At 61.1% G+C, this 23,376-nt stretch carries 19 protein-coding genes and 1 pseudogene; 10 read left to right on the top strand and 10 right to left on the bottom strand.

The features are described from left to right. Nucleotides 1–123 precede the first annotated feature (123 nt). Nucleotides 124–1,377: an IS110 family transposase gene (locus tag AB4Y35_RS38035; protein WP_368708515.1), complete on the top strand. Its 1,254-nt coding sequence runs from the start codon at nucleotides 124–126 to the stop codon at nucleotides 1,375–1,377. A gap of 306 nt (nucleotides 1,378–1,683) precedes the next feature. Next, a complete protein-coding gene (locus AB4Y35_RS38030; RefSeq protein WP_368699428.1) occupies nucleotides 1,684–2,913 on the top strand; it encodes a porin in 1,230 nt (409 codons plus the stop codon). A 4-nt stretch (nucleotides 2,914–2,917) separates the two neighbouring features. On the opposite strand, the gene AB4Y35_RS38025 is transcribed toward AB4Y35_RS38030, so the two are convergent. Continuing rightward, nucleotides 2,918–3,748: a TetR/AcrR family transcriptional regulator gene (locus tag AB4Y35_RS38025; protein WP_368699429.1), complete on the bottom strand. Its 831-nt coding sequence runs from the start codon at nucleotides 3,746–3,748 to the stop codon at nucleotides 2,918–2,920. A 182-nt stretch (nucleotides 3,749–3,930) separates the two neighbouring features. Between AB4Y35_RS38025 and AB4Y35_RS38020 the strand changes: the two genes are divergently transcribed. The 7 genes from AB4Y35_RS38020 (at nucleotide 3,931) to AB4Y35_RS37990 (ending at nucleotide 11,468) form a co-directional block, all read left to right on the top strand. Then, nucleotides 3,931–5,124 carry an alpha/beta hydrolase gene (locus tag AB4Y35_RS38020; protein WP_368708514.1) on the top strand — a complete coding sequence of 398 codons (1,194 nt, stop codon included), beginning with the start codon at nucleotides 3,931–3,933 and terminating at the stop codon, nucleotides 5,122–5,124. A gap of 74 nt (nucleotides 5,125–5,198) precedes the next feature. Next, nucleotides 5,199–6,851 (top strand): AMP-binding protein, encoded by a 1,653-nt coding sequence (locus tag AB4Y35_RS38015; RefSeq protein WP_368708497.1) that lies wholly within the window; start codon nucleotides 5,199–5,201, stop codon nucleotides 6,849–6,851. Between the two features lie 3 nt (nucleotides 6,852–6,854). After that, the gene (locus tag AB4Y35_RS38010) at nucleotides 6,855–7,724 is read left to right on the top strand and encodes a VOC family protein (RefSeq protein WP_368708496.1); all 870 of its coding nucleotides are present in this window, start codon (nucleotides 6,855–6,857) and stop codon (nucleotides 7,722–7,724) included. Further along, the gene (locus AB4Y35_RS38005; RefSeq protein WP_368708495.1) at nucleotides 7,721–8,878 is read left to right on the top strand and encodes an FAD-dependent monooxygenase; all 1,158 of its coding nucleotides are present in this window, start codon (nucleotides 7,721–7,723) and stop codon (nucleotides 8,876–8,878) included. Before AB4Y35_RS38010 ends, AB4Y35_RS38005 begins: the two co-directional genes overlap by 4 nt. Continuing rightward, nucleotides 8,875–9,333, top strand: a complete 459-nt coding sequence (locus AB4Y35_RS38000; RefSeq protein WP_368708494.1) for an acyl-CoA thioesterase — start codon at nucleotides 8,875–8,877, stop codon at nucleotides 9,331–9,333. The genes AB4Y35_RS38005 and AB4Y35_RS38000 overlap by 4 nt, the downstream gene beginning before the upstream one ends. A gap of 7 nt (nucleotides 9,334–9,340) precedes the next feature. Then, nucleotides 9,341–10,099: an Asp/Glu racemase gene (locus tag AB4Y35_RS37995; RefSeq protein ID WP_368708493.1), complete on the top strand. Its 759-nt coding sequence runs from the start codon at nucleotides 9,341–9,343 to the stop codon at nucleotides 10,097–10,099. A gap of 100 nt (nucleotides 10,100–10,199) precedes the next feature. Beyond that, nucleotides 10,200–11,468, top strand: coding sequence for an MFS transporter (locus AB4Y35_RS37990; protein ID WP_368708492.1), 1,269 nt, complete (start codon nucleotides 10,200–10,202; stop codon nucleotides 11,466–11,468). 781 nt (nucleotides 11,469–12,249) lie between these two features. Here AB4Y35_RS37990 and AB4Y35_RS37985 read toward each other — a convergent pair. The 8 genes from AB4Y35_RS37985 to AB4Y35_RS37950 form a co-directional block, all read right to left on the bottom strand. Further along, entirely contained in the window at nucleotides 12,250–12,978 is a 729-nt protein-coding gene (locus AB4Y35_RS37985; RefSeq protein WP_368708513.1) for an OmpW family protein, read from the bottom strand. A gap of 245 nt (nucleotides 12,979–13,223) precedes the next feature. Then, a complete protein-coding gene (locus tag AB4Y35_RS37980) occupies nucleotides 13,224–14,279 on the bottom strand; it encodes an amidohydrolase family protein (protein ID WP_368708491.1) in 1,056 nt (351 codons plus the stop codon). A gap of 59 nt (nucleotides 14,280–14,338) precedes the next feature. Continuing rightward, a complete protein-coding gene (gene dmpG, locus AB4Y35_RS37975) occupies nucleotides 14,339–15,352 on the bottom strand; it encodes a 4-hydroxy-2-oxovalerate aldolase (protein ID WP_368708490.1) in 1,014 nt (337 codons plus the stop codon). Nucleotides 15,353–15,361: 9 nt separating this feature from the next. Beyond that, nucleotides 15,362–16,309 (bottom strand): acetaldehyde dehydrogenase (acetylating), encoded by a 948-nt coding sequence (locus tag AB4Y35_RS37970; protein ID WP_368708489.1) that lies wholly within the window; start codon nucleotides 16,307–16,309, stop codon nucleotides 15,362–15,364. Between the two features lie 11 nt (nucleotides 16,310–16,320). Further along, entirely contained in the window at nucleotides 16,321–17,115 is a 795-nt protein-coding gene (locus AB4Y35_RS37965) for a 2-keto-4-pentenoate hydratase (RefSeq protein WP_368708488.1), read from the bottom strand. Between the two features lie 25 nt (nucleotides 17,116–17,140). Continuing rightward, nucleotides 17,141–18,904 (bottom strand): bifunctional 3-(3-hydroxy-phenyl)propionate/3-hydroxycinnamic acid hydroxylase, encoded by a 1,764-nt coding sequence (locus AB4Y35_RS37960; protein ID WP_368708487.1) that lies wholly within the window; start codon nucleotides 18,902–18,904, stop codon nucleotides 17,141–17,143. Next, the gene (locus AB4Y35_RS37955) at nucleotides 18,901–19,911 is read right to left on the bottom strand and encodes a VOC family protein (RefSeq protein WP_368708486.1); all 1,011 of its coding nucleotides are present in this window, start codon (nucleotides 19,909–19,911) and stop codon (nucleotides 18,901–18,903) included. Before AB4Y35_RS37955 ends, AB4Y35_RS37960 begins: the two co-directional genes overlap by 4 nt. Before the next feature lie 16 nt (nucleotides 19,912–19,927). Continuing rightward, entirely contained in the window at nucleotides 19,928–20,791 is an 864-nt protein-coding gene (locus tag AB4Y35_RS37950; RefSeq protein ID WP_368691698.1) for an alpha/beta fold hydrolase, read from the bottom strand. Between the two features lie 89 nt (nucleotides 20,792–20,880). Here AB4Y35_RS37950 and AB4Y35_RS37945 point away from each other — a divergent pair, with 89 nt between their 5' ends. Next, a complete protein-coding gene (locus AB4Y35_RS37945) occupies nucleotides 20,881–21,645 on the top strand; it encodes a TetR/AcrR family transcriptional regulator (protein ID WP_368708485.1) in 765 nt (254 codons plus the stop codon). Nucleotides 21,646–21,896: 251 nt separating this feature from the next. Here AB4Y35_RS37945 and AB4Y35_RS37940 read toward each other — a convergent pair. Further along, nucleotides 21,897–23,315: pseudogene (locus tag AB4Y35_RS37940) on the bottom strand (methyl-accepting chemotaxis protein); the annotation flags it as partial. Nucleotides 23,316–23,376 lie beyond the last annotated feature (61 nt).

Genomic DNA, 23,376 nt, shown 5'->3' with positions numbered 1-23,376 from the left:
TGGTGGGTGGCTGGTGATCGCTAATAGGGGCTCGGCTGGGATATTCCAAGGCCGTCCGTAACGTGGATGCCGAGACTTGCCACCGTTGTTGCAGGCCAATCCGTTCAATCTGCACAAACTTCGATGCAAGAAACACAACAACATGACGCCGTCGATGTCTTCATTGGTGTCGACGTCGGTAAAGGCCAGCATCACGCAGTAGCACTGGGTCGGAATGGCAAGCGCCTGTACAACAAGGCGCTCCCCAACGACGAGACCAAACTGCGCGCCCTCAACGCCGAACTCAAGGTACATGGCCGCCTTCTCTTCGTTGTCGACCAGCCCTCCACCATTGGCGCATTACCGGTGGCCGTCGCGCGCGATGAAGGCGTTCTGGTTGCCTATCTGCCCGGACTCGCGATGCGCCGCATTGCCGACCTGCATGCCGGTGAAGCCAAGACAGACGCCCGCGACGCCGCAATCATCGCCGAGGCCGCCCGCTCGATGCCGCATACACTGCGCTCGCTTCGGTTAGCTGATGAGCCGCTCGCCGAGCTGACCATGCTCTGCGGCTTCGACGACGATCTCGCCGCTCAAATTACACAAACCAGCAACCGCATTCGCGGCCTGCTCACCCAGATTCATCCCGCACTTGAGCGCGTTCTCGGACCGCGCCTCGACCATCCCGCCGTGCTTGATCTACTCGAGCGCTATCCGTCTCCAGCCGCACTTGCAGCGATCAGCGAGAAGACACTCGCCAACCGCCTGACCAAACTCGCGCCGCGCATGGGCAAAGGATTGGCCGCCGAAATCGTTCAAGCGCTGCGCGAACAGGCCGTGATCGTGCCCGGCACGCAAGCCGCCACCATCGTCATGCCGCGCCTGGCTCAGCAACTTGCCGCCTTACGCAAGCAGCGCGACGAAATCGCCACCGAAGTGGAACGGCTGGTGCTTGCTCACCCTCTTTGGCCGGTCCTGACCAGCATGCCGGGAGTCGGCGTCAGGACCGCCGCTAGACTCCTCACCGAAGTCGCGCACAAAGCATTCGCTTCGGCAGGTCACCTAGCGGCCTACGCTGGCCTCGCACCAGTTACTCGGCGCTCGGGCTCATCTATCCGTGGCGAGCATCCGTCCAGGCGCGGCAACAAGGTACTCAAACGCGCCTTGTTTCTATCGGCCTTCGCAGCCTTGAGAGACCCCATCTCACGGGCTTACTACGCACGCAAGGTCCAGCAGGGCAAGCGACATAACCAGGCGCTCATCGCACTGGCACGGCGACGCTGCGACGTCCTGTTTGCCATGCTGCGAGACGGCACCTTTTACGAACCCAAGTCAGCCCCTAACGGCTTGACGAACCACATAGGGGCACCCCCTGCCGCAGGTCACGGCCGCCTATAAGGCCGCCATTGTCGCGGTTTCGAATGCCTGCGGTTGCCCCCCTTTCTCTAGCCTCCAACGAACGAGTGCGGCCAATGCAACGCTGCCTTGCCCTTCTGGGCCCCGAGGCTTAAGCACAGCGGAGTCCCTCGGATACCGGGGTAAACGATGTAGCCCGGACAACCCATGAATTATTGACATGGATCTCAATTATGCTAGATTTCTGCTACATAATTGATTCCATCTCAAATAAGCCAAAGTGGCAGCGCGAGTAGATGGCACTCAAGACAACAACAATTCGTACAACTACTTATGTGGAGATGCAGCATGCTTCGGAGACACGCAGCGCTTTGTTCCTTTACTGCCATTCTTGCCGCGCCGGCATACGCGCAGAGTTCGGTGACGCTCTATGGAATTGTCGACATCGGCTTGACGTATACGAATAGTGCACAGACGCGTGTCGTAGGCGGAAAGCCGATCGGTGGCTCACAGTTCGCCTTGACAGACGCTCACGCGACCGGACTTAGCGGCAGCCGTTGGGGCCTGCGCGGCTCAGAGGACCTCGGTGGCGGGCTGAGTACGATATTCGTTCTGGAAAACGGCTTCCTTGCCAATAGCGGCGCGCTGGCTCAAGGCGGCGCTGAATTCGGCCGCCAGGCTTATATCGGCCTGTCCAATCCGCTAGGCAGAGTCACGCTAGGCCGCCAATACGATTCGCTCATCGATTTCGTGCAGCCATTTTCCGCGTCGGGATCGTGGGCCGGTTACATGGGCGCCCACCCGGACGATCTCGATAACCTGACCAACACGAACCGGATCAACAACGCTGTCAAGATCACCACGGCCAAATTCGGCGGCTTCAGCGCTGGAGCACTGTACAGCCTCGGCGGCGTCGCGGGTAACGTTACGCAAAACCAGATCTGGTCTCTCGGCGCAGGCTACACTGGCGGATCTTTTTCATTCGGCGCAGGCTACCTGAACGCGCGCGACCCGAATGTCTCGTTCTACGGAAATACCCCGAACAAGGGGACGGCAACGGCAAACAACATCGGTTCGGCCGGCAGCGCCACGAGCGCGCAGTCGTACCCGGTCTACGCGGGCTATGCGTCGGCGAAGACGCTCGAAATCATCGGTGCTGGCGCCTCGTACACGCTTGGCGGCGCTGCGTTTTCGTTTGTCGCAACCAACACGCGCTTCGACCATCTTGGCTCGTCGTCGGGCCCCAATCCACTCGGCTACAGTGGCAACGCCGTGTTCACCAGTTTTGACTTCAACGTACGATACAACGTGACGCCATACCTGCAACTTGGAAGCGGCATCGACTACACGCACCGGAACTCGGTAAAGGGCGACGACGGCGCCAAATACCTGCAACTTGATCTCGCAGCCGATTATTTTCTGTCCAAGCGCACGGATCTTTACCTCCTGACGGCGCTGCAGCGCGCGATGGGAACAGACTCTCTCGGTCAGTCCGCCGTCGCATCGATAGCCGGTTTCAGCCCATCCACAACCGACAAGCAGATTGGCGTGCGCATCGGCATTCGCCACAAGTTCTAACGTTTCAGGCCGCGCTCGCTCCTCGATTCCTGCGGGGCGCGCGCGACGTCTGCTGCTTCACGCCCGCGGGTGCAGCCGCGCCCTGCACCTGCCAGCTCACAAAGCCATCGAGCAACAACTTCAAACCCTCATCAAAAGCCTGCTCTGCGCTCAACTGGGAGAAAGCCACACCGACAATTTTCGCGGCGGGATAGCGATCGCCGGAAACTTCGTCGAACTTGCCGCGAAGGTAGCCCGAGTGTTCTGCCGGCGACTGGCGGCCCGCAGCAGAAATGCTCGACGACAGCAGGTACTGCGCAAGCAGGTGGTACGCGAGCGCTGCGCGATCGGCCGCAAAGCCGCCCTGTAGAAATGCCGAGGTGATGTGATTGAAGAGCGCCATCCCGTAGTCGATTTCGCCCGGCGCCACAGACTGGAAGAGTCGGAAACGGTTGTGTGAGGCGACATAGAGGCTCACGCCGGGCATTTCCCGCGCCAGCGAGAATGACGTGCGCGCAATGATCTCGACGTCAGGCCGCCAGTCTCCCGTCAGGGCCGGCAACGCCTCGAGACGCCGCCGGTAATAGCCGTTCAAAACCCCGGAGATGAGGTCATCGCGGCTGCCGAGGTAGTAGTGGATAAGCCCCGGTGCGACACCGAATTCCTTGGCCAGTTGCACCATCGAAATCTGGTCGAGCGGCATCGTCTTCGCCATTTCACTCGCACGATCGATGATGACGTTGCGCGACAGCATGGATTCTGCACCAATGGGTGCGGCAGCTTTCGGCGGCCGACCGCGCCTGCGCGGCGGCGCTTCCGCAGGGGTTTCCAGCTTCCTGATGGTACGTGCAGTCATTGATGGCAGTCGTCGCTCGGGTAAGTACCCAGAGTGTACCTTCAAATTTTAATTGACACTATCTCAATTAATTCTTAACCTGATTTATATCAAGCTCAATTCCCCTTGGAGGAGACGTGAATCAGGTAGAAAAAGCGGTCGTGACTGCAGGCCTGCGCGGCGCTAACTGGGACCCGGCGCTGATGCGCCGCCCCTACAAGGTGGTGCCTTACGCACTCCAAACCGCCGACGGCCAGAAAACGCTCGGCTTTCTTTTCACGGCAACAGGCAATGAAAAGACGGTCGTGTCGATCATGCACCCGCGTGAGATGTCCGTGACCCACTATCTCGTGCCCGCGGTCCTCGACGCCGGCTGCGCATGCTGGGTACAGGGTCCGCGCTCGATCGGCAATGATCTACGGCTCGAACATGAGATCGCCCTGCTCGATGTAGCAGCCGGCATGCAGCATCTGCGCGCCCTCGGTTATCGCGATGTCGTGCTGCTCGGCAACTCGGGCGGTGGCGCGCTGTATGCGTTCTATAACCAGCAGTCGCATCTCTTGTCCGCCGAGCGTTTGGTGCGCACACCAGCGGGGCGGCCCACAGGGCTCGCCGACGTTGAGCTGCCGCGCGCGGACGGCTTCATTCTGGTCTCACCGCATCCGGGACAAGGTGCGATTCTGCTGAACAGTCTCGATCCAAGCGTCGTCGATGAAAGCGACCCGATGTCCGTCGATCCCGCGCTCGATCCGTTTTCACCCGACAACGGCTACGACCCCGTGACGCGCACTGCGCACTACGCAACCGCGTTCATCGAACATTACCGGGCGGCGCAGTCGCAGCGCGCACAGCGTCTGGACGAGAAAGCGCGCGGACTGATCGAACGAAAGCTGGACGCGCGCCGCCGTCTGAAGGGCGAGGTGCCCTCGTTCGCCGATCGCCGGGTCGCTGCGCATGCGCCGATCTTCCAGGTCTGGCGCACGGACGCCGACCTGCGCGCATGGGATACATCCCTTGATCCATCCGATCGCAAGCCGGGCTCGCTGTGGGGCAACGATCCGTTCACGTCGAACTGGGGCAGCGTTGCTTTCGGGCGCGTCGTCACGCCGGAATCGTGGCTTTCGACGTGGTCGGGACTCTCATCGCAGGCATCGTTCGAGAAATGTGCCGGATCGATCGTCGCCCCCACGCTGCTGCTCGAATACACGGGAGACCAATGTGCGTTCCCGCGGGATTTCGAGGCCATCTTCAATGGCCTTGGCGCCGCCGACAAAACCCGCATTCGCGTGCGAGGCAACCATCACGGCATGGCGATGCAACGCGACGAGCCGTCGGGACGAGAGATTGCCGGCCGCCACATCGTCGAATGGCTGAACGCGCGATTCGGCGCAGACTGATTACTGTAATTGGCATCATGATGGAGACAACGTTGGAACAACAGACAATACGGCCCCGTGTCGCACTGCCAGGCGTGCGATACCCTGACGAGGCGAGGCTGCGAACGTACCTCGAAGCCGGCGTGCTCGGCACGCAGTCGCTGACTTCGGCGCTGCGCGAGGCGTTCGCGCAACATGCCGCGAAGCTCGCGATCGTCGGCCCCGAGGCCGAATACACCTACGCGCAGCTCGACGACCTCACCGACCGTTTCGGGGCGGCCCTGCTCAGGCTCGGTGCGCAGCCGCTCGATCGCGTGATCCTGCAGTGCGGCAACTGCAACGAACTGCTCATCGCATTCATCGGCTGCCTGAAGGCGTCGCTGATTCCACTGTGTGCACTGCAGGCCTTCCGCAAACACGAGATCACGTACCTGGGCAACCTCAGCGAAGCGACCGTCCATGTGGTCCAGGGAGACGATCCGAAGTTCGACGACGTCGCCTTCGCTGCGGAGATGCGCGCCCATGTGCCCTCCCTGACGATCGCGATCCAGGCGCGCGGCGCGCGGCGCGGCGAAGCCGTCACGCTATGGTCGCTCATCGAAGGCACGCCTGCGGATGAAGCGCGCGATCTGCTGGCGCGCGTCGAGGACGATCCTTTCCAGGCCGCCGTATTCCAGCTTTCCGGCGGCACGACGGGCGTGCCGAAGATCATTCCCCGCTTTCATAACGAGTATCTGTACAACATGCAGGCTGTCGCGGCATGGAACGGCTACACGGGCGACGACGTGCTCTTCATGCCCACGCCGTTCATGCACAACATGAACATGGTCTGCTTCTTCGGGCCGATCCTGCTCGTGGGCGGACGCGTCACCGTCTGCCCCGACATCTCCGCACAAACGCTCTCAACCACGATTGAGCACTACGACCCGACCTGGTACGGCCTCGCGGGCCCGATCCTTTCACGCGTGGCCGACCAGATGAGGCGTGCCGCGCCCGAAACCAAGGCGCGCCGCAAGCTGATCGGCCCGAAGAACGCGCCGCGCCTGCGCGAAATGCTCGGCTCGCCCTGTTATCACATCTTCGGTATGACCGAGGGCGTGATCATGTTCACGCAGGCAGGCGATCCAGCTTACGCGCTCGACGAATCCGTCGGTCGTCCGGTGTCCGCGTGGGACGAGGTGAAGATCGTCGAAATCGGCGGCGAAAAGGAAGTTCCCGACGGCGAAACGGGCGAAGCGATCTTTCGCGGACCGTACACGATCCGCGGCTACTACAAGTCGGAAAAGGAAGACGTGCATCGCTTCACCGCCGACGGCTTCTATCGCTCAGGCGACCTCATGGTGGCCGAGGTGATCGACGGAAAGCGTTACTACTTTTTCCGGGGTCGCACGAAGGACGTCGTCGATCGCGGCGGCGAAAAGATCAACGCGGAAGAACTCGAGAACGTCATCAATCGCTGTCCGAACGTGCATGCGTCGGCAGTCGTGGGTATGCCCGATCCGGTTTACGGCGAGAGAGTCTGCGCGTTCGTTGTGCCCGGCCCGGCGGCCACGACGCTCACGCTCGGCGAACTTACGGCCTTTCTCGAAGCGGAAGGACTCGCAAAATTCAAATGGCCCGAACGACTCGAATTGATTGACGAATTTCCTGTCACCGCGTCCGGCAAGCGCAGCAAGGTGTTGTTGCGCCAGCAATTGATCGAGCGTCTCCAGCATGAGGGCGCTGCATCCACCTCCAATCGAGCATAAGTCATGAATCAGCCCATCCACTCGTCCCTGCTCACGCTCCCCGTGTTACGCGGCGTGCATCACACAGCGCGCCCCACCTGGAAGCTCGAGGAAACCGTGCATTTCTATCGCGACCTGCTCGGCCTCCCGCTCGTACATGCGATCTCCGCGCGCGGCTGGGGACCGGCCGATCACGCCGACTTCCTGCACTTCTTCTTCGACAGCGGCAACGGCAGCACGATTGCGTTCTTCTACTACATCGGCACCGAGCGCCCTGAACGGCTCGCGCCGAGCGATCACTACCAGGTGCGAGCAACGCATACCGCGTGGCAGGTCGCCGACGCGGTCGAGCTGGCCGCATGGCGCGCGCGTGTCGAGCAGGCCGGCATCGAGCTGCGCTATCAGGTACGCCACGAAGTGATTGAGTCGATCTATTTCAACGATCCGAACGGTTACCCGATCGAAATCACCTACCAGACACGCCCGTTCGACACGATCGACGCCGCGGACGCCACGCGCACCATCGAGGCGGCCATCGACCTGGAGCAGCGCGGCGCCGCCGGCGAACCGTTTGCCTCGATCGAGCCGGTATGGCAGCGCAAGGCAAGCCGCCTGCAGCTTCCCGGTGATGCCGGCGTCGCTTCGGTGTTCGTACTCGACGTCCCCGAATTCCGGCCGCTCGTCGACGCCGCGCGCGAATCGGGTACTTACCGCACCGCGGCGACCGGTGACGGCTATATCCGGATCGACGGCAATCCCGGCATCACGTTCACCCGCAAGGCGCTCGGCTTCAAGCCTGCGGTATGGTATGGCGCGCTCACAGGGGGCCTCGCGGGCCGCATCGAGCAGTTCGATACCGACCAACTCGTGATCAGCCCGGTGGTGCAGCCATGAAAGTCGATATCGTAGGCGGCGGCCCGTCCGGCCTCTTTCTCGCCATCCTGCTCGCGCAGAACGCACCCGGCGTCGACATTGAGGTGTTCGAACAGAACGCACCCGACGCGACGTTCGGCTTCGGGGTCGTGCTCGCCGACACTGGACTCGCGCGCCTGAGCGACGCCGCCCCCGAGGTCTGCGGCGATCTGGTGAGGGCGATGAAGTTCAGCACGCAGCAAACGATCGTCAGCGCCGAGACGCCAATCACGGTGCAACGTCCGGGCCAGGGGGGCGGCGCGATCGCGCGGCTGCGGCTGCTCTCGATCCTGCAGGCGCACGCCAGGCGCCTTGGCATCCGCGTGACGTGGTCCTCACGCGTGCTCAATGTCGAGACGCTCGACGGTGACATCGTCGTTGGCGCCGACGGCATCAATTCGCTCGTGCGTGCGAGCGACGAAGCGGGCTTCGGCACGACCCGGCGCGATCTGAGCAACCACTTCGCATGGTTCGGCGTGCAAAAGGCGTTTGCGTGTCCCGCGCTGGTGTTCCGACGGTACGAAGGCGGCTATTTCGTCGCGCATTACTACCCGTACTCCGACGGCATGAGCACGTTCGTGGCCGAATGCGACGACCGCACGTGGCGCGATTTTGGCCTCGAACACACCAGCGCCGACGAACGCCGCGCGCTGTTCGAACGCGTCTTCGCACCCGAGCTTGCAGGCCACGGCCTCGTCTCGAACAACTCGATCTGGCGGCAATTCCCGGTCATCCGCAACGCGAACTGGCTCAGCGGCAATCGTGTGCTGATTGGCGATGCACTGGCCAGTGCGCACTTTTCGATCGGTTCAGGCACGCGCATCGCGATGGAAGACTCGATCGCACTCGCACAGTCCATCGCGGCACACGCGGACGACGCAGGGGCCGCGCTGCGCGCGTACACCGGGTTGCGTCGTGAAGCGAAGGATCGCCTGATCAGCGCCTCTGAGGCCTCGTATGAATGGTACGAGCAGGTCCGCGAATGGATGGATACGTACACGCCACATGAGTTCGTCTACCAGTTCATGACGCGCACTGGCCGTGTCGACGCCGCCCGTCTGCGCGAGCAGTATCCCGCGCTCATGCGTGAACTCGCGAGCGCGGGCGCGGTCCCGGCCGGCGAGGCCATGCCATGACGCAAAGCTACGAGTACGTGCTGAGCGACGCGCCGTTCGTCGTTCGGCGCACCGTGCGCTGGGGCGACTGCGATCCGGCAGGCGTCGTCTACACGGGGCGCTTCCCGGACTTTCTGCTCGGCGCTCTCGCGCTCTTCAAGGACCACATCGCGGGCGGATCGGGCGAATCGCTCGGCCAGCCTTACGGCGTAGATCTGCCCTGTCGCGGAATGACTTTCGACTTCGCGGGCACGCTCTGGCCCAACGACATCGTCGATCTCGAATGCTACGTGGGCGAGATCCGCACGCGCAGCTTCGACTTCCACTGCGAAGGCAGACGTCCGGGCGGCGAGCCGGTCTTCAATGCGCGCTTCTCGCCGATTTGCGTGCACGCCCACGTGCGCGAGAGCACGGACATTCCCGCGCCGCTACGCGCGACCCTGGCGCGCCACGCCCGCGCCGTCACAACAAGGTGAACAGGACATGAATTACCGCATCGGGCAGATCGTGCCCAGCTCGAACATCACGATGGAAAAGGAAATTCCGGCGATGTTCGCGTCGTACATGAACGACCATCCCGAACACACCTTCACGTTCCATTCGAGCCGTGTGCGCATGCACAAGGTGGTCGCCGAGGAGCTCGAACGCATGAACCGCGACATGGGCCGCTGCGCCGTCGAGCTTGCCGATGCGCGCGTGGACGTGCTGAGCACGGCTTGCCTCGTCGCAATCATGTGCATGGGGCATGGCTACCATCGCACGGCTGCGCAAGCGCTACGCGAAGCCATCGACGCAAACGCCGCGCGGCCCGAAGTGATGACCTCGGCTGGCGCGCTCGTCGACGAACTCAAGAGCTTCGGTGCGAAACGCGTTGCGCTGATGGCGCCATACAGCGATGCACTTACGCGGCGTGTCGTCGATTACATCGAGGCGGAAGGTATCGAGGTTCAGGACGCGATCAACTTCTCGATCGAGGACAACCTCGACGTGGGCGCGCGCGACCCGCTCATGCTCCTCCACGATGTGAAGCGCCTCAATACGCACGGCGTGGACACGGTCGTGCTTTCCGCCTGTGTGCAGATGCCGTCGCTGCCGGCACTGCACCTCGCGCAACGTCAACTCGGTGTGCCAGTCACGTCCACTGCCGCTTGCACTGTACGGCAGATGCTCAAGCTGCTCGGGCTCGAGCCCCAACTGAAAGGCGCTGGTGCTTACCTCGGCGACTGTCAAGGCCTCGACTGACTTTCACAGTTTCGATTTACCCAGCATTTTCCCAATGTCTGCGGAACCGGCCAGAGAGCCGCGCGCCGCCAACCATATCCAGAGCCATGAGGAGACACCTATGAGCGCAGCGCCAGTAGAGTCGGCACATTCCGGTGAGCCCGGGAAGTTACAACTCACCGCTATCGTTGCAGGGGCAGCGATCGGCATGGCTATAGGCTATGCGCCCGCGTTCAATGCAACCGCTGGTGTATTCGCACCCGCAATTCTGCGCGAATTCCATTGGACCCGGGAACAGGCGGCCATATCGTATGCAGCTTCGATGGCCGGGCTGGCGGCAGCGAGCCCGTTCGTCGGCATGTTGATGGATCGCTTCGGTGTAAAGCGCGTGATTCTTGTGTCCGCGATTGTGTTCAGTCTCGCCGTCGCGTGTATGGGCCTGCAGAGCGGAGCCATCGCCGCCTGGATTGCGCTTTCGCTGGTAATCGGCGTTTCGGGCGCAGCGACATCGGTTCTAGGCTATCTCGCGATCCTTCCACAATGGTTCGACAGGCGGCTCGGCCTGGCAACTGGTTGTGCAATGGTCGGACTCGGCGTGGGGGCCGCAGCCGCGCCAACGGTAACGCAGCACCTCATCGCTGCGTTCCATTGGCGCCACGCATACCAGATCATTGCGTGTGTGTCTCTCGCGGGCTCCCTTCTCGCATGCGCATTGATCAAGGATCGAAAGAACACGCCTCGGACACCCCGGCACGAGCGCTTCCCAGACGGCACCGTCGCGGATCCTCGATTCTCAGCTCTTAAGCTCGGGACCATCGTCGCTGTAGCCTTTCTGGCATCAAGCGCCACACTCTCGCTCAATCCGCATTTGCCCGCACTGCTGACGGATCGAGGCCTGTCCTCCGGGTCAGCAGCTTATAGCGCTTCGCTCATCGGCGTGGGGATTCTCGTCGGACGGCTGCTTTCCGGCGTCCTCATCGATCATCTGCATGCACCATTTGTCGGAGCAGGATTCTTTCTCGCAGGCGCCGCGGGGTACCTGCTGCTCATGAACGCTGCATCGCTGAATTCCGCGCTATTCGCATGCGCTTGCATCGGCCTCGCGATAGGAGCCGAAGGCGATCTACTTTCCTATCTCGTTCGCGCCTATCTGGGACTGCGCCGCTTCGGCCTGCACTATGGGATTGCGTTCGCGGGCTATGCCTTCGGCGCTGTAGTTGGACCGCTCGTCGCCGGTCGCTATTTCGACCTGAATGGTAACTACGAGTTACCGCTGCGGCTTGCCCCGATGGTGCTCATCGTTGCCAGCGCGCTGCTTCTCTCACTCGGCAAATATCGCGCGCTGCAAAGCGGCCAGCCCGATGGTCAGCTTGTGAGGGCTGACAGTTGAAAGCAACGCGGCGCAAGGTGCCGTGACCGGTTGTGGTCGACCACGGAAGCAATCGGGAACAATGGGGGCGTGCGTACATCGCGCGTGCTCACCTTCCTGTTACCTCAAGGCCAATCGCGGAAACAACCGCTCCGCGTTACCGCGATAGCATTGAGCTTCCCGCGTGCTGATCACCCACACTCGGGCATCCCACCGTCGGCCACACATTCCCGCTCCTCACTCATGCGTATTTTTCTTCACGGCTTCCATGAAGGGGAGTCTATTACTCAGTTCTCCCTTGAGTGTGCGACAACCGATACGCCAGCAATTGCGCATTGCGCGACTTTCACTGGAGGCAGAAGTGCCACGACCTGCACTCTCGCGTAGGGGAGATCGTCTGCCAACCCGGCTATCGGATTTTGACGTGAAGCGCACTTCTTGTTTGACTCACCGCGCCATCGCGGCACGCGACGAGCGCTTTCAGCGTGTCCACGTGGCAAGCAATGTGATCCAGATGGTCGTTCGGCGGGCGTGTGGGCCCGCCCTCGATCATGTCGGCACTCTGCCGCGCGAGTTAGACCGCCATTTCGGCCGGTGGTCCGTTCTGCCAATCCCGAAGACCGCTTCCCTTCGCATGCCTTATCGATGCCAAGAGCGATGTATGAGCATTGGTTCTGGACCAGCGCACAATTACGACCTGCCCGCGAACGTCCAGAACCATTTTGCGTAGGGTACATGCAATGCGACGACGAGCAGACCCTCAATCGCACCGGCACTTCCCACCTTAAAACCCAGCGCCCAACTAGAACCGGTACCCGACCGAAACGAAACTCACAATCGGATCAATCTTTAGCTTGGTTGAACTTGTAACGGTTCCAAGCGAAGACCGTGTTGTAAGCGTTGCTCTCGTTGACAGCCAGGCATACGAAACGGAAACACCGACCGACCAATGTGAGTTGACGTTGTATGTCAATCCCGCGTTGACAATCGGTGCAAGTGAACTGCTGAGTGATACGGACGTCGGACCCTCCAGCTTCGCGCCGAGTGTTGGTGAAGCAAGAAATTGACCAGTGGCGATCGGACTGTTCAACTCGATGTTTTTGAACCAGACGTAGGTGACGCCCGCGCCGACGTAAGGACGCAGGCGTGCCGTCGGCTCGCCAAAATGGTATTGAGCCAGAATCGCAGGGCTCCAGACCCTTGCGCTGGCCAGATTGCCGAGCGCCGCAAGCGACCCCGTTCCGCTAAGTTGCAACTTTGGTGGCACACCCAGGAGGGTTTCGACCGCAACGTGATCCGTTACGAAATAAGTGGCCGTGACGGCGAAGGTGTCCGCATCAGATACCGCTGCGCCACTGCCGGGGACCGTTGTTGATGCACCGAGTGCATTTACCGTCAATGGTTGACTCGAGTCCTGGGGTGCGAGGTGAATCCAGCCAGCATTGAGCATCCATTGATTTGCCGATTGAGCATGTGCTCCCCCCGAAATCGCAAAGAGCGAGAAGAGTAAGGCCGAGCTGCTACGCTTCATTTTGTCTCCAGTTAAGATCTTATAGAGAAGCGTCGTCCTGCCGACGCTTTGAAAAAATGCTGGAAACGGGCCACGTTCCGCCGTCCGCGTATCGGTCTCGACAGTGGCTTGTCCGTTGCCGTTGACTAACAAGGGCGCAACTTCCGGCCATATTCGCGGAAGATTCTCTTAGTCATGATTTTTTTAACTTAGGAATCCATAGTTAAATGGATTCGCTGAAGCCCAGAATCAGACAGAAGTTCGCCCTAGCGATTTCTTAGCTTGTCAATCAGTCTTACGCCTGCATTGGCCGCAGCGCGCTTCAGCGGGGCGAGTGAACTAACGTCCCGCGCCCGCGCCGAAGTGATCACATCTCCCGCACTTACGAACCTCGGAAACAGTTGCAGTGCGTTCTCGCGATCGATATCAGTGCGCGCGCTAACGTCCCAGATAGTAGAGTGCTCAAGTGTGTCGCGCTGCATTGCCGTTACCGGCGCTGGAGCGAACGGGAAATCGCTGCCAAAAAGGATCTGGGACGGTCCGACGAGTTCGCGCAATGCGGCCTGCGGATAGGCAGCTGGGGACAACGCCGTATCGAAGTAGAAGTTGCGAATGTATGTCAGTATCCCGGCCGGTGCCTTCGACGCGACGTCCGGCATCAGGTTTGCAAGCGACAGCCGCCACGCGACGTAGGGGAGAAAGCCTCCAGCGTGGGCCAGAATCCAGCGAATATGCGGAAATCGTTCCAGCGTTCCGCTAAGGATAAGGTTGAGTGCCGCGCGTGTCGTATCGCAGAGAAATTCGATCAGGAACCCGGGTGCGTCCAGACCGAGTTCCTCGCTCGAGCGATGCAGATTCGGGTGGACAAAGACGACCGCCCGCCGGCGATCGAGCTCCGCCATCAATTCGTCAAACTGCGGGTCACCGAGAAATTTCCCCTCGGTGCTCCCAAGAAGAACGACTCCATCCGCCTTCAGGACATCCAGCGAATAGGCCGCCTCTTCGCACGCGTGCCTCGTAAATGGCATCGGAAGTACCGCAAACGAGCCGAAGCGGTCCGGATTCTGATCGCGAACAGCCGCCGCAAATTCATTACATTCGCGTGCAAGCTTGCGTGCCTCCTCAACATCCCCGAAATAGACTCCGGGCGCCGAGACTGACAGCAGGGCGCTCTGGATCGAATTGGCGTTCATCACGTCCAACGACGCGCCGACGCTCCAGTCCGGAAGCGCTGCACCGGCTACCTTGTGCAAGCCATGCCTGGACATCGCCTGCCGATAGACAGGAGGGACAAAGTGATGATGAACATCGACGCGATTCACACCAATCTCCAACGTTTTCTACAGCTGAGTTAACGCACAGGACCTAAAAGACCCAAGGCCTAAGCACGTGCCTTCGACAGGTCCAGTGCCACGTCGACAATCATGTCTTCCTGGCCGCCAACCATCCTCCGGCGCCCCAGTTCCACAAGAATGTCCACGGTCTTCAGGCCGAACTTCTCAGCGGCACGCTCCGCGTGACGCAGAAAACTCGAATACACACCTGCGTAGCCCAAAGCAAGCGTTTCGCGATCTACACGCACCGGCCGATCCTGTAGCGGGCGCACGATGTCGTCGGCCGCATCCATCAACTGGTAAAGATCAGTGTCGTGATTCCAGCCCAGACGGGCGGCCGCTGCCACAAACACTTCAAGCGGCGCATTGCCAGCGCCTGCGCCCATCCCCGCGAGACTGGCGTCGACACGATCGCAGCCCTCTTCAACTGCGACGATCGAATTCGCTACGCCAAGACTGAGGTTGTGGTGGGCATGAATGCCGGTCTGAGTTTCGGGATTCAGTACATCCTTGAATGCCCTCATCCGCTCGCGAATATCGCTCATGGTCATCGCTCCACCCGAGTCAACCACGTAGCAGCAGGTCGCACCATAGCTCTCCATCAGCTTTGCCTGCCCTGCCAGTGCCTGGGGTGTTTGCATGTGACTCATCATCAGGAAGCCCACGGCTTCCATGCCAAGTTCACGTGCATAGTGAATGTGCTGCCGGGAAATGTCGGCCTCGGTGCAATGCGTGGCAACACGCACGATCCGGGCCCCGGCATCATAGGCAGCCCGCAGGTCGTGGACAGTCCCAATGCCAGGCAGCAGCAGCGTAGCGATCTTTGCGTGCTTGACCACACTGGCGACTGCCGCAATCCACTCGACGTCAGTATGCGCGCCGAACCCATAGTTGAAACTGCCGCCCTGGAGACCGTCGCCGTGCGCGACCTCGATCGAATCGACCCGCGCTGCGTCGAGCGCAATGGCGATCTGCTTTGCTTGCTCCACGCTGTACTGGTGGCGGATCGCGTGACTGCCGTCACGCAGCGTCACATCGGAGATGTAGATTTTCTTTTCCATCGGCGGAACTCAACTATGGTTGGCCAGCAAGCGGGCGGCGATCTTCTCCGCCGTTGTCCTGGCGGCGCTCGTCATGATGTCGAGGTTGCCTGCGTAGGCGGGCAGATAATGCGCAGCCCCCTCGACTTCGAGAAAGATCGAGGTCTTCAGGCCGACGATGCGCTCGCCGACACCGGGAATCCGTAACGCCTGATCGGTGTCGATCCGGTCGAACTGCACGCGCTGCTTCAGGCGATAGCCAGGGACATACGACTGCACAGCCGCGGCCATGCGCGCCACCGATTCCTCAATCTGGCTTTCGTCGGCATACTCGCTCAACGTGTACACCGTATCGCGCATGAGTAGCGGCGGCTCCGCGGGATTAAGGACGATGATGGCCTTGCCCCTCGCTGCGCCACCGACCGTCTCAATCGCCCTCGATGTCGTCTCGGTAAATTCGTCGATGTTCGCGCGCGTGCCGGGTCCTGCGCTGCGGCTGGAGATGGATGCGACGATTTCTCCATAGTGGACCTTTGCGACCTGGGACACTGCGGCGACCATCGGAATAGTGGCTTGACCACCGCAGGTCACCATGTTGACGTTGGGCGCGTCGAGATGGGACTCGCCGTTCACGACCGGTATGCAATACGGTCCGATGGCAGCCGGTGTCAGGTCGACGAAGCGGATGCCCGGCTTCAATGCGCGCAGGAATGCGTCGTTGCGCGTGTGCGCCGAGGCCGACGTCGCGTCGAACACGATGTCAATGTCGGCGAACACGGGCATCCGGGCGAGTCCTTCGACACCCTCGTGCGTGGTGGCGACACCCATGCGTGCGGCGCGCTGCAATCCTTCCGAGGCAGCGTCGATGCCCACCATCGCGCCCATCTCGATGTGTTCGCCGTGACGCAGTATCTTGATCATCAGATCGGTGCCAATGTTGCCGCTGCCAACGATGGCGACCTTCAGTTTACTGTTCATTAATCCCGTCCTCAAAGCAGGCGGCAGCTGACGCCGCCGAGTGCGCCTATCTGCGCATGAATTACGTCGCCCTCGGCGAGCGGAACCATGGGGCCGAGCGCGCCGGAAAGTATGACGTCTCCCGCGCGCAGCATTTGCCCTCGACTAGCCATCGTGCGCGCGAGCCAGTAGACAGCGCGCAGCGGATGGCCAAGACACGCTGCGCCTGTTCCCGTGGATACAGTCTTCCCATCGCGGGTCATCGCCATACCCAGGTCGCCCAGTGACAACTGACCGATAGCGACCGGTTGGTGACCAAGCACGTACAGGCCACAGGACGCGTTGTCCGCAACGGTATCCTCGAGCGTAATGCGCCAGTCTGTGATCGCGCTGTCTACGATCTCCAGCGCTGGAACCGCGTATGCAAGCGACGAAAGCACCCTGCCGTAGGTTGGCGCGTCGTCTTCGATGTCGCGCCCGACCACGAAGGCCACCTCCGCTTCGATTTTCGGTTGCAGGAGGCGGCTCACTGGAACGTCGTCCCCGTCGAGATATTCCATATCGTCGAAGAGCACGCCGAAGTCCGGCTGGTCGACGCCCAGTTGGCGCTGTACTGCGACTGATGTGAGACCGATCTTCTTGCCGACGACGCGCCGGCCTTCGCCCGTTCGCGCGACGGCGTTTACTTCGGCGACAGCGTAGGCGGCCTCCAGACCGGCGATGCCAAACCGCGTGGAAACGGGATCGACGGGCGCGCGCGTTGCGCGCGCATTGCGCAGTGCGGCGGCCGCCGCATGAACGGCAGTATGATCAAGCGATTCAGACATGACAGGTACGTAAGGTAAGCAAGGTTCAGGCAGCTTTTGCAACAACGGGCACGCCCGCCGACGGGCATGAAACAACTCCGCGCGTGCCTGCCCGCATACCGAGCTGGTTGCGAAGTTCCGCGATCGTGCGATTGAGTTCGGTAACCGGGACCACGGCGAAGGTAAAGCGATCGGGCCTCAGAATCGCCACGGCCTCCTGACTGAAGCCAGCTTTGGCGAACCACGCGATCATGTCTCCGTCGATATCCTCGACCTCCACCGGTCCGCTCCGGTTGTCGCGCTCGACACCGCTGAGTCCCTGCGGCCGTGCGCCATAGGGATAAAGCGTGATCGCCTTCGCCGATAGCGCGCCCAGTGTCTCGGCAGATGACTCATCAATTTGACGGTATGGATCAACGTTGAGTCCTACCAGCGAAAACCCATGGCCGAGAAGATCATCCATCCGTCGTCTCGAACCGTCGAACATGCGCACCACCGGCTGTGGTGCGAGCGCGCCCTCTGGCCCACGGCGGCGGCTGCGCGGCATACCGAGATAGGCGTTCTTTTTATAGACCGGCATCGGCTTGAAGCCACCATCCTGAAACCAGCGTCTTAGCGGGGGTACTGCCCGAATCACGGCGAGGGAAATATCGCGCAGCAACGTCGCGAAGAGATTCCTGGCCGAGACAACGTTCTTGAGCAGGACTGACGCGTCGATCATCGCCTTTGCGTGAGCGTGACGTTCCGACTGATAGGTATCCAGAAGCGAATCACCACCGAGGCCTCGCAGTAGCAAGTCGAGTTTCCAGCCAAGGTTATACGCATCCCGCACGCCCGAACTGGCGCCCTGTCCCATGAATTGGGGTGTCATATGCGCAGCGTCGCCCGCCAGAAGGATCCGGCCGTCCCGCCACTTTGCAGCGATCAATGCATTGAACGTATAAACAAGCTTGCGTTTGATATTGAACTGGTCAGGATCGACGAACATGGAAAGATACTTCCGGACCGTTTCGGGTCGCTCCATGTTTTCCTTTGTTTCCCCTGGCATCAGCATGAACTCGAACCGGTGGAACCTGTCAGGTTGAACGCAACTCACGACGGGCAGCTTTGGATCGACCACAAAATTGAAGTAAGGCAGATGACGTAACGCATCGGTACCTGCCTTGCGTTCAAGATCCACCACGAGCCATGGCTCCGGGAAACTCCGCCCGCTCATGTCAATGCCCAGCTTCGTACGCACGATGCTGCGCCCGCCGTCCGCGCCAACCATGTAGCGTGCGCGCACTGATCGGATGTCTGGATCGGCGTCGACGCGCATACGCGCATCGCTCATGTCGCTGAACCGGGCTTCACGTGTGGCCTGATGAACGACGCACACACCGCTTGAATCCTGTGAAAAATCGACGACTTCGCGCCCCCTTCGTACCTCGACGTTTGGGTAACGCGCAAGGGTTTTGGTCAGTGTCGTTTCCAGATACGGCTGGTAAAAGAAGTTGATGACTGGCCAGCCGAACGGCCGTTTGCGCGGCATGTACTGCGTGATCGGCGTGCCGTCCGGACGCACCAGTTGCACCGGTGTCTCCATCATCATTTGCGACTGCACCTCGTCTGCGACGTCGAGGTACTGGAAAATGCGCATGCATTCGTCGTCGGTGTACACCGCGCGGGCATTGCCGTAAAAGACCGGCTCGCGCTCCAGGACGACGACACGATGGCCGGCCCGTCCGAGCATATGCGCCAACACGAGGCCAGTGGGGCCCAGTCCCACGATCGCGACATCGCAGGCATCGTCCAGATGCACTACGCTCACGACTGCTCTCCTTGTACAGTGAACTCAGGGTGCATCAACGATGCAAGACCACGGCGCAAGCGCCCCAGTCTGACTCCCAGGCTCAGGTTTTCGGGACGATGCCCCCACAGGCTGATGCCCTGGTACGTCGTGGACTGCCATGTGCGCTCGTCCACCACGATCGGATTCCAACCCAGTTCGATTTCGAACCCGGACGGCGTTTGAACGTAGAAGGAAAGCTCACGGTCATTCGGATGCTGACCAATGGCATTGGCGATCGGATAACCCATTGCGCGGCACCGCAAATAGCCCTGTGTGACATCATCAAGCGATGCGCACTGAAGATTCATGTGGTGAATCTGGGTACGCAGTGGATTCAAGCGAAGACCGCGCGTCGATGCGGTCGCGAGCGAATGGTGACGTTCGTTCAATCGAAGGAACGCAAAGTCAAGACTCATACCGTCGATCCTGTCTTCGATTTCATCGGAAAGCCTCGCGTCGAAGACCTTTTTCCAGAACGCCTGCATCGCTTCCGGCTGGCGCGTTGTGATTGCGACGTGCCCCATGCCGGCGGCTCCCGTCACGAAGCCGCTCGCTTTCATCTGCAACGGCAGGTCGCTGTGCAGTGCTTGCGTGAATAACTCCGTGCGTAGCTTCTTGGGACCGGCGAAGTACCAGAATCTATGCACGCCTCGCAGGGCGGCCTCTTGCGGGCTGCCCTCCTGGACCTTGATGCCGTACACCGCAAGACGCTTGCACGCAAGTTGCAGCGCATCTTCGTCGTCGAGTTGCCAGCCGATTGCGATCACGTCTTCCGCGACGCCTTCGCGAATGATCAAACGCCGCTGATGTGAATCGATGCGGCAAGCGAGCACTTTCGGCTCCAGGACATCGACGTGTAGTCCGAGTCCCTCGCCGACGAACTTTCGCCATTCTGCTAGCCGTGTCGATTCGGCCAGCAGGTAACCCATACGAACACGCCCGAACAGGCTTTTGGGCAAACGGCTTGGACTGGAGATGTTTGGCATGGCAACAAGCTCCGGGCTACCGCTTGCGGGAAACTTGCGCCCCGGCGTTGTCCTGTGCGAGGAACGCGAGCACGACTGCATTGAACTCGGCGGCTCGCTCCCATTGCACCCAGTGACCGGTCTTGCTGAACAGATACACATCGCAGTTCGGCAGGCGACGCTGCAGCGAATGCGCGCCGCTCGGCCGGTTGACCTTGTCCTCAGTGCCCCACAACACCAACGTGGGATTCTGCATTGACGACAGGCGCGGATCACGTGTGAAGTCGATCTTTCTAAACTGCGGAATGCCCTTGGGCCCGAGCAAAGGCGGGCTTGCGACGACCTCCGGGTCGATGCTCGACTGATACCGCTCCCGGATCACCGCTTCGGGAACAAGGCTGCCGTCATAGGTCAGGTCGCCGCGGATAAATGTCGTGAGCTTCTGGAGCGTCGGCCCTTCGCCCTTGTAGTAGTTCAATAGCCGTTTGAGACCCGGCGTGGGAAGTTGACGAGTCGTATCCACGCCGCCCGGCCCCATCAGAACGAGCCGGCCAACTGCCCAGGGGCGCTCCAACGCCATGCGCAGGGCACAGGCGCCACCGAGCGAATTGCCGATCACGTGGGCCTGCCCGATGCCTAGTGCATCCAGCATCCCCAGCATGCCGGCTGCCAGATCCCCAAACGGGTCGCCACGATCGACGCCCTTGGTCGACTTCCCGTAACCGGGCATGTCGGGCACGAGAACCCGGAAATGACGGGCGAGGACTTCCATGTTCCTCGAGTAGTTGGAAACGCCCGAAGCACCGGGACCGCCCCCGTGCAGCATCAGCACGACAGGGCCGTGGCCAGCCTCTGTCAGAAAGATACTTCGACCGCCGACCTGGACGGTGCGTTGGCTCATTGCAATTGCGGTAGTTGGGGCGTCCATGTGTGTCAATCGGTCCGGGTAGTTAGCTTGATATCGCTCATTGTATTGAGATCTCTGTCATTATGACAATATTCTCGTTTTCCCTGGACGAGTCGCGGTGCGTGCGCCGTCCGCACCGTATAATCAGCACCATGAGTGAACACACGACCACTGATCACAGGCCCCGGGTTGCAGCGGAACGACGGGAACGTATGCGCGCGCGGCTGATCGAGAGCGCGATGCTGGTCTTTGCGGAAAAGGGCGTCGGCGCCAGCGTGATCCAGGAGGTCATCGCAGCGGCCGAGGTCTCGCAAGGGACGTTCTATAACTACTTCCGGACGAACGAGGAGCTCCTCGACGCCGTGACGCAGGAACTCAACGACGAACTGCTTCGCCTGATCGAGATTGAAGTAGGTTCATATGATGATCCCGCGCGACGAATCGCCTGTGGCGTGCGGATGTTTCTGCACGCGGCACGCACTTACCCGCTCCTTGCGCGCTTTATCTGTGCGGCCGGATTGCACGCCGCAGGACCAAGTAGCCTGATCTACGTCTATCTGCCCCCTCACATTGAGCAGGGACTGGCAACGGGGCGATTCCGGGACGTCACGGTCGAAGTGGCGCTCGATTTGATCGCAGGTACGGCGCTGGCGACAATAAAGCGCTTTGCAGAAGATGGCGCAGCGAGTGAGCAAACCGAGCAGGCAGTCGCCGCCATTCTCCGCGGCCTTGGGGTCAGCCGGTCGGGCTCCCAGGCGCTCGTGCGCGGCGAACTGGAGGCGATTGCGGTACCGCTCAACTCTCTTCTCGAGCGCGGACACGCAAGGATGTTGAACAAACTCAAGTGACGTCCTGTTGAAGTCACTTCGGATCTCACTGCAGGCCGGATGTCTGGGCAACACCCGTGTCCTGCGGCTCGGATTGGCGCTTCGAGCGAAGCGCAAGCCCCCTGGAACTGCTGGAATGATGGTTGCTCTGTCGTTGCAAGCCTGAATGCGGAGACAGCCTCGTCAAGCCTGCTGGCCTGCTCTTCGAGCGTACGTGCGGCAGCTGCTATCTGCTCGACAAGGGCGGCGTTCTGCTGCGTTGCCTCGTCCATCTGCACCACGGCATGACTGACCTGTTCGATGCCCCGGCTCTGCTCGTCTGAAGCCGCAGCGATCTGCGCCACCATACCCGAAACCCGCTCGATCGCCTGCTTCACCTCCGCCATCGTCGCACCGACTTCCGCGGCCTGAGTCGCACTCCCATGAATCAAGCTCGCCGATGAGCCGATCAACGCCTTGATTTCTCGCGCTGCGGCGGCCGAGCGCTGTGCCAGGCTGCGCACCTCACTCGCCACGACCGCAAATCCCCGGCCTTCCGCGCCGGCCCGCGCCGCTTCTACAGCGGCATTCAACGCCAGGATATTGGTCTGGAATGCGATATCCTCGATCACGGCTGTAATTTCGGAGATCCGCCCGGAGCTATCCTCGACTCTCCCGATCGACTGGATCATCGACTGTACCGCATCATAGCCCGCGTCAGCGACATTGGTCGCCCGCGTCGCGAGCATATCGGCCTGCCTCGCGTTCTCGCTGTTTTGCTTCACCGTCTGGGTAAGCTGCGTCATGCTCGCTGCCGTCTCCTCAAGCGCGACCGCCTGTTCCTCAGTACGTGCTGAGAGATCCGCGTTGCCATCCGCGATTTGCGAGCTGGCGATGGAGACACTTTGAGCATTGCTTCGTACAGCCGCGACGCTCTTCGCCAGACTATGCCGCATGAACTCGAGTGCTGCGAGCAAAAGACCAGTCTCATCCCGCGACGACGCGTGGACCGGCGCGCTGAGGTCACCGTCGGCGACCCTGTGCGCGACGCTCAGGGCTTCCTTCAATGGTTCGGTGATCGAGGGTGTCGCAAACCACGCCAGGCTTGCGCCAACAACCAGCGCAAGCGCCAGAACGCCCCAGACGACGACGCTGGCCTGCGCATAGGCTTGCTTCGCATCCGCTGCGCCTCTCTGCACTGCGGCCTCCTCAAACTGACTCATCGCCCTCTGCGCCGCCTCTGCCCTACTTTGTGCGTCGTTGCGATTGCCAAGCAGCAGCGCCATTGCGTCCTGCGTCCTGCCCCCAAGCGCCAGCGCAACAGCGTTATTTACAAAGCCGGCGTAGTCGGACTGGGTCGATCTGACAGCAGCCAGCAGTGCCCGGCCTTCGTCCGTACCGACGAGTTTGTCTAGCTCCCCCAGCTGCGTCTTGATTCCGGCAGCGTCCTGGTCGAACGATGCCTTGTCCCGTGCGCGCCCATTTTCGTCCGGTGAAAGGATGATTCTTAGTGCAAGGCGTCCCTGATCCGTTTGCAGTTGTGAGATCCGCACAGCCGCGATCGCCTTCGGATAGAGAACGTTCGCGATCCGATCCGTGGACTGATGCTGGCTGCGCAGGTTCGCGAGGCCGACCGCATCGACGAATATCAATAGCAGCAGAAAGACGCAAAATCCCCCCCAAAGCTTGATTCCGATCTTTAGATTCTTCACTTCGGCTTCCCCCCGGCAGACAGCGACGCCATCCCAGGCACACAGAGCGCGCCCACACCTA

The sequence above is a fragment of the Paraburkholderia sp. EG286A genome, from assembly GCF_040965375.1.
GTDB lineage: Bacteria > Pseudomonadota > Gammaproteobacteria > Burkholderiales > Burkholderiaceae > Paraburkholderia.
The sequence above is the reverse complement of the archived record's forward strand: the minus strand, read 5'-3'. Positions and strand labels throughout refer to the sequence as shown.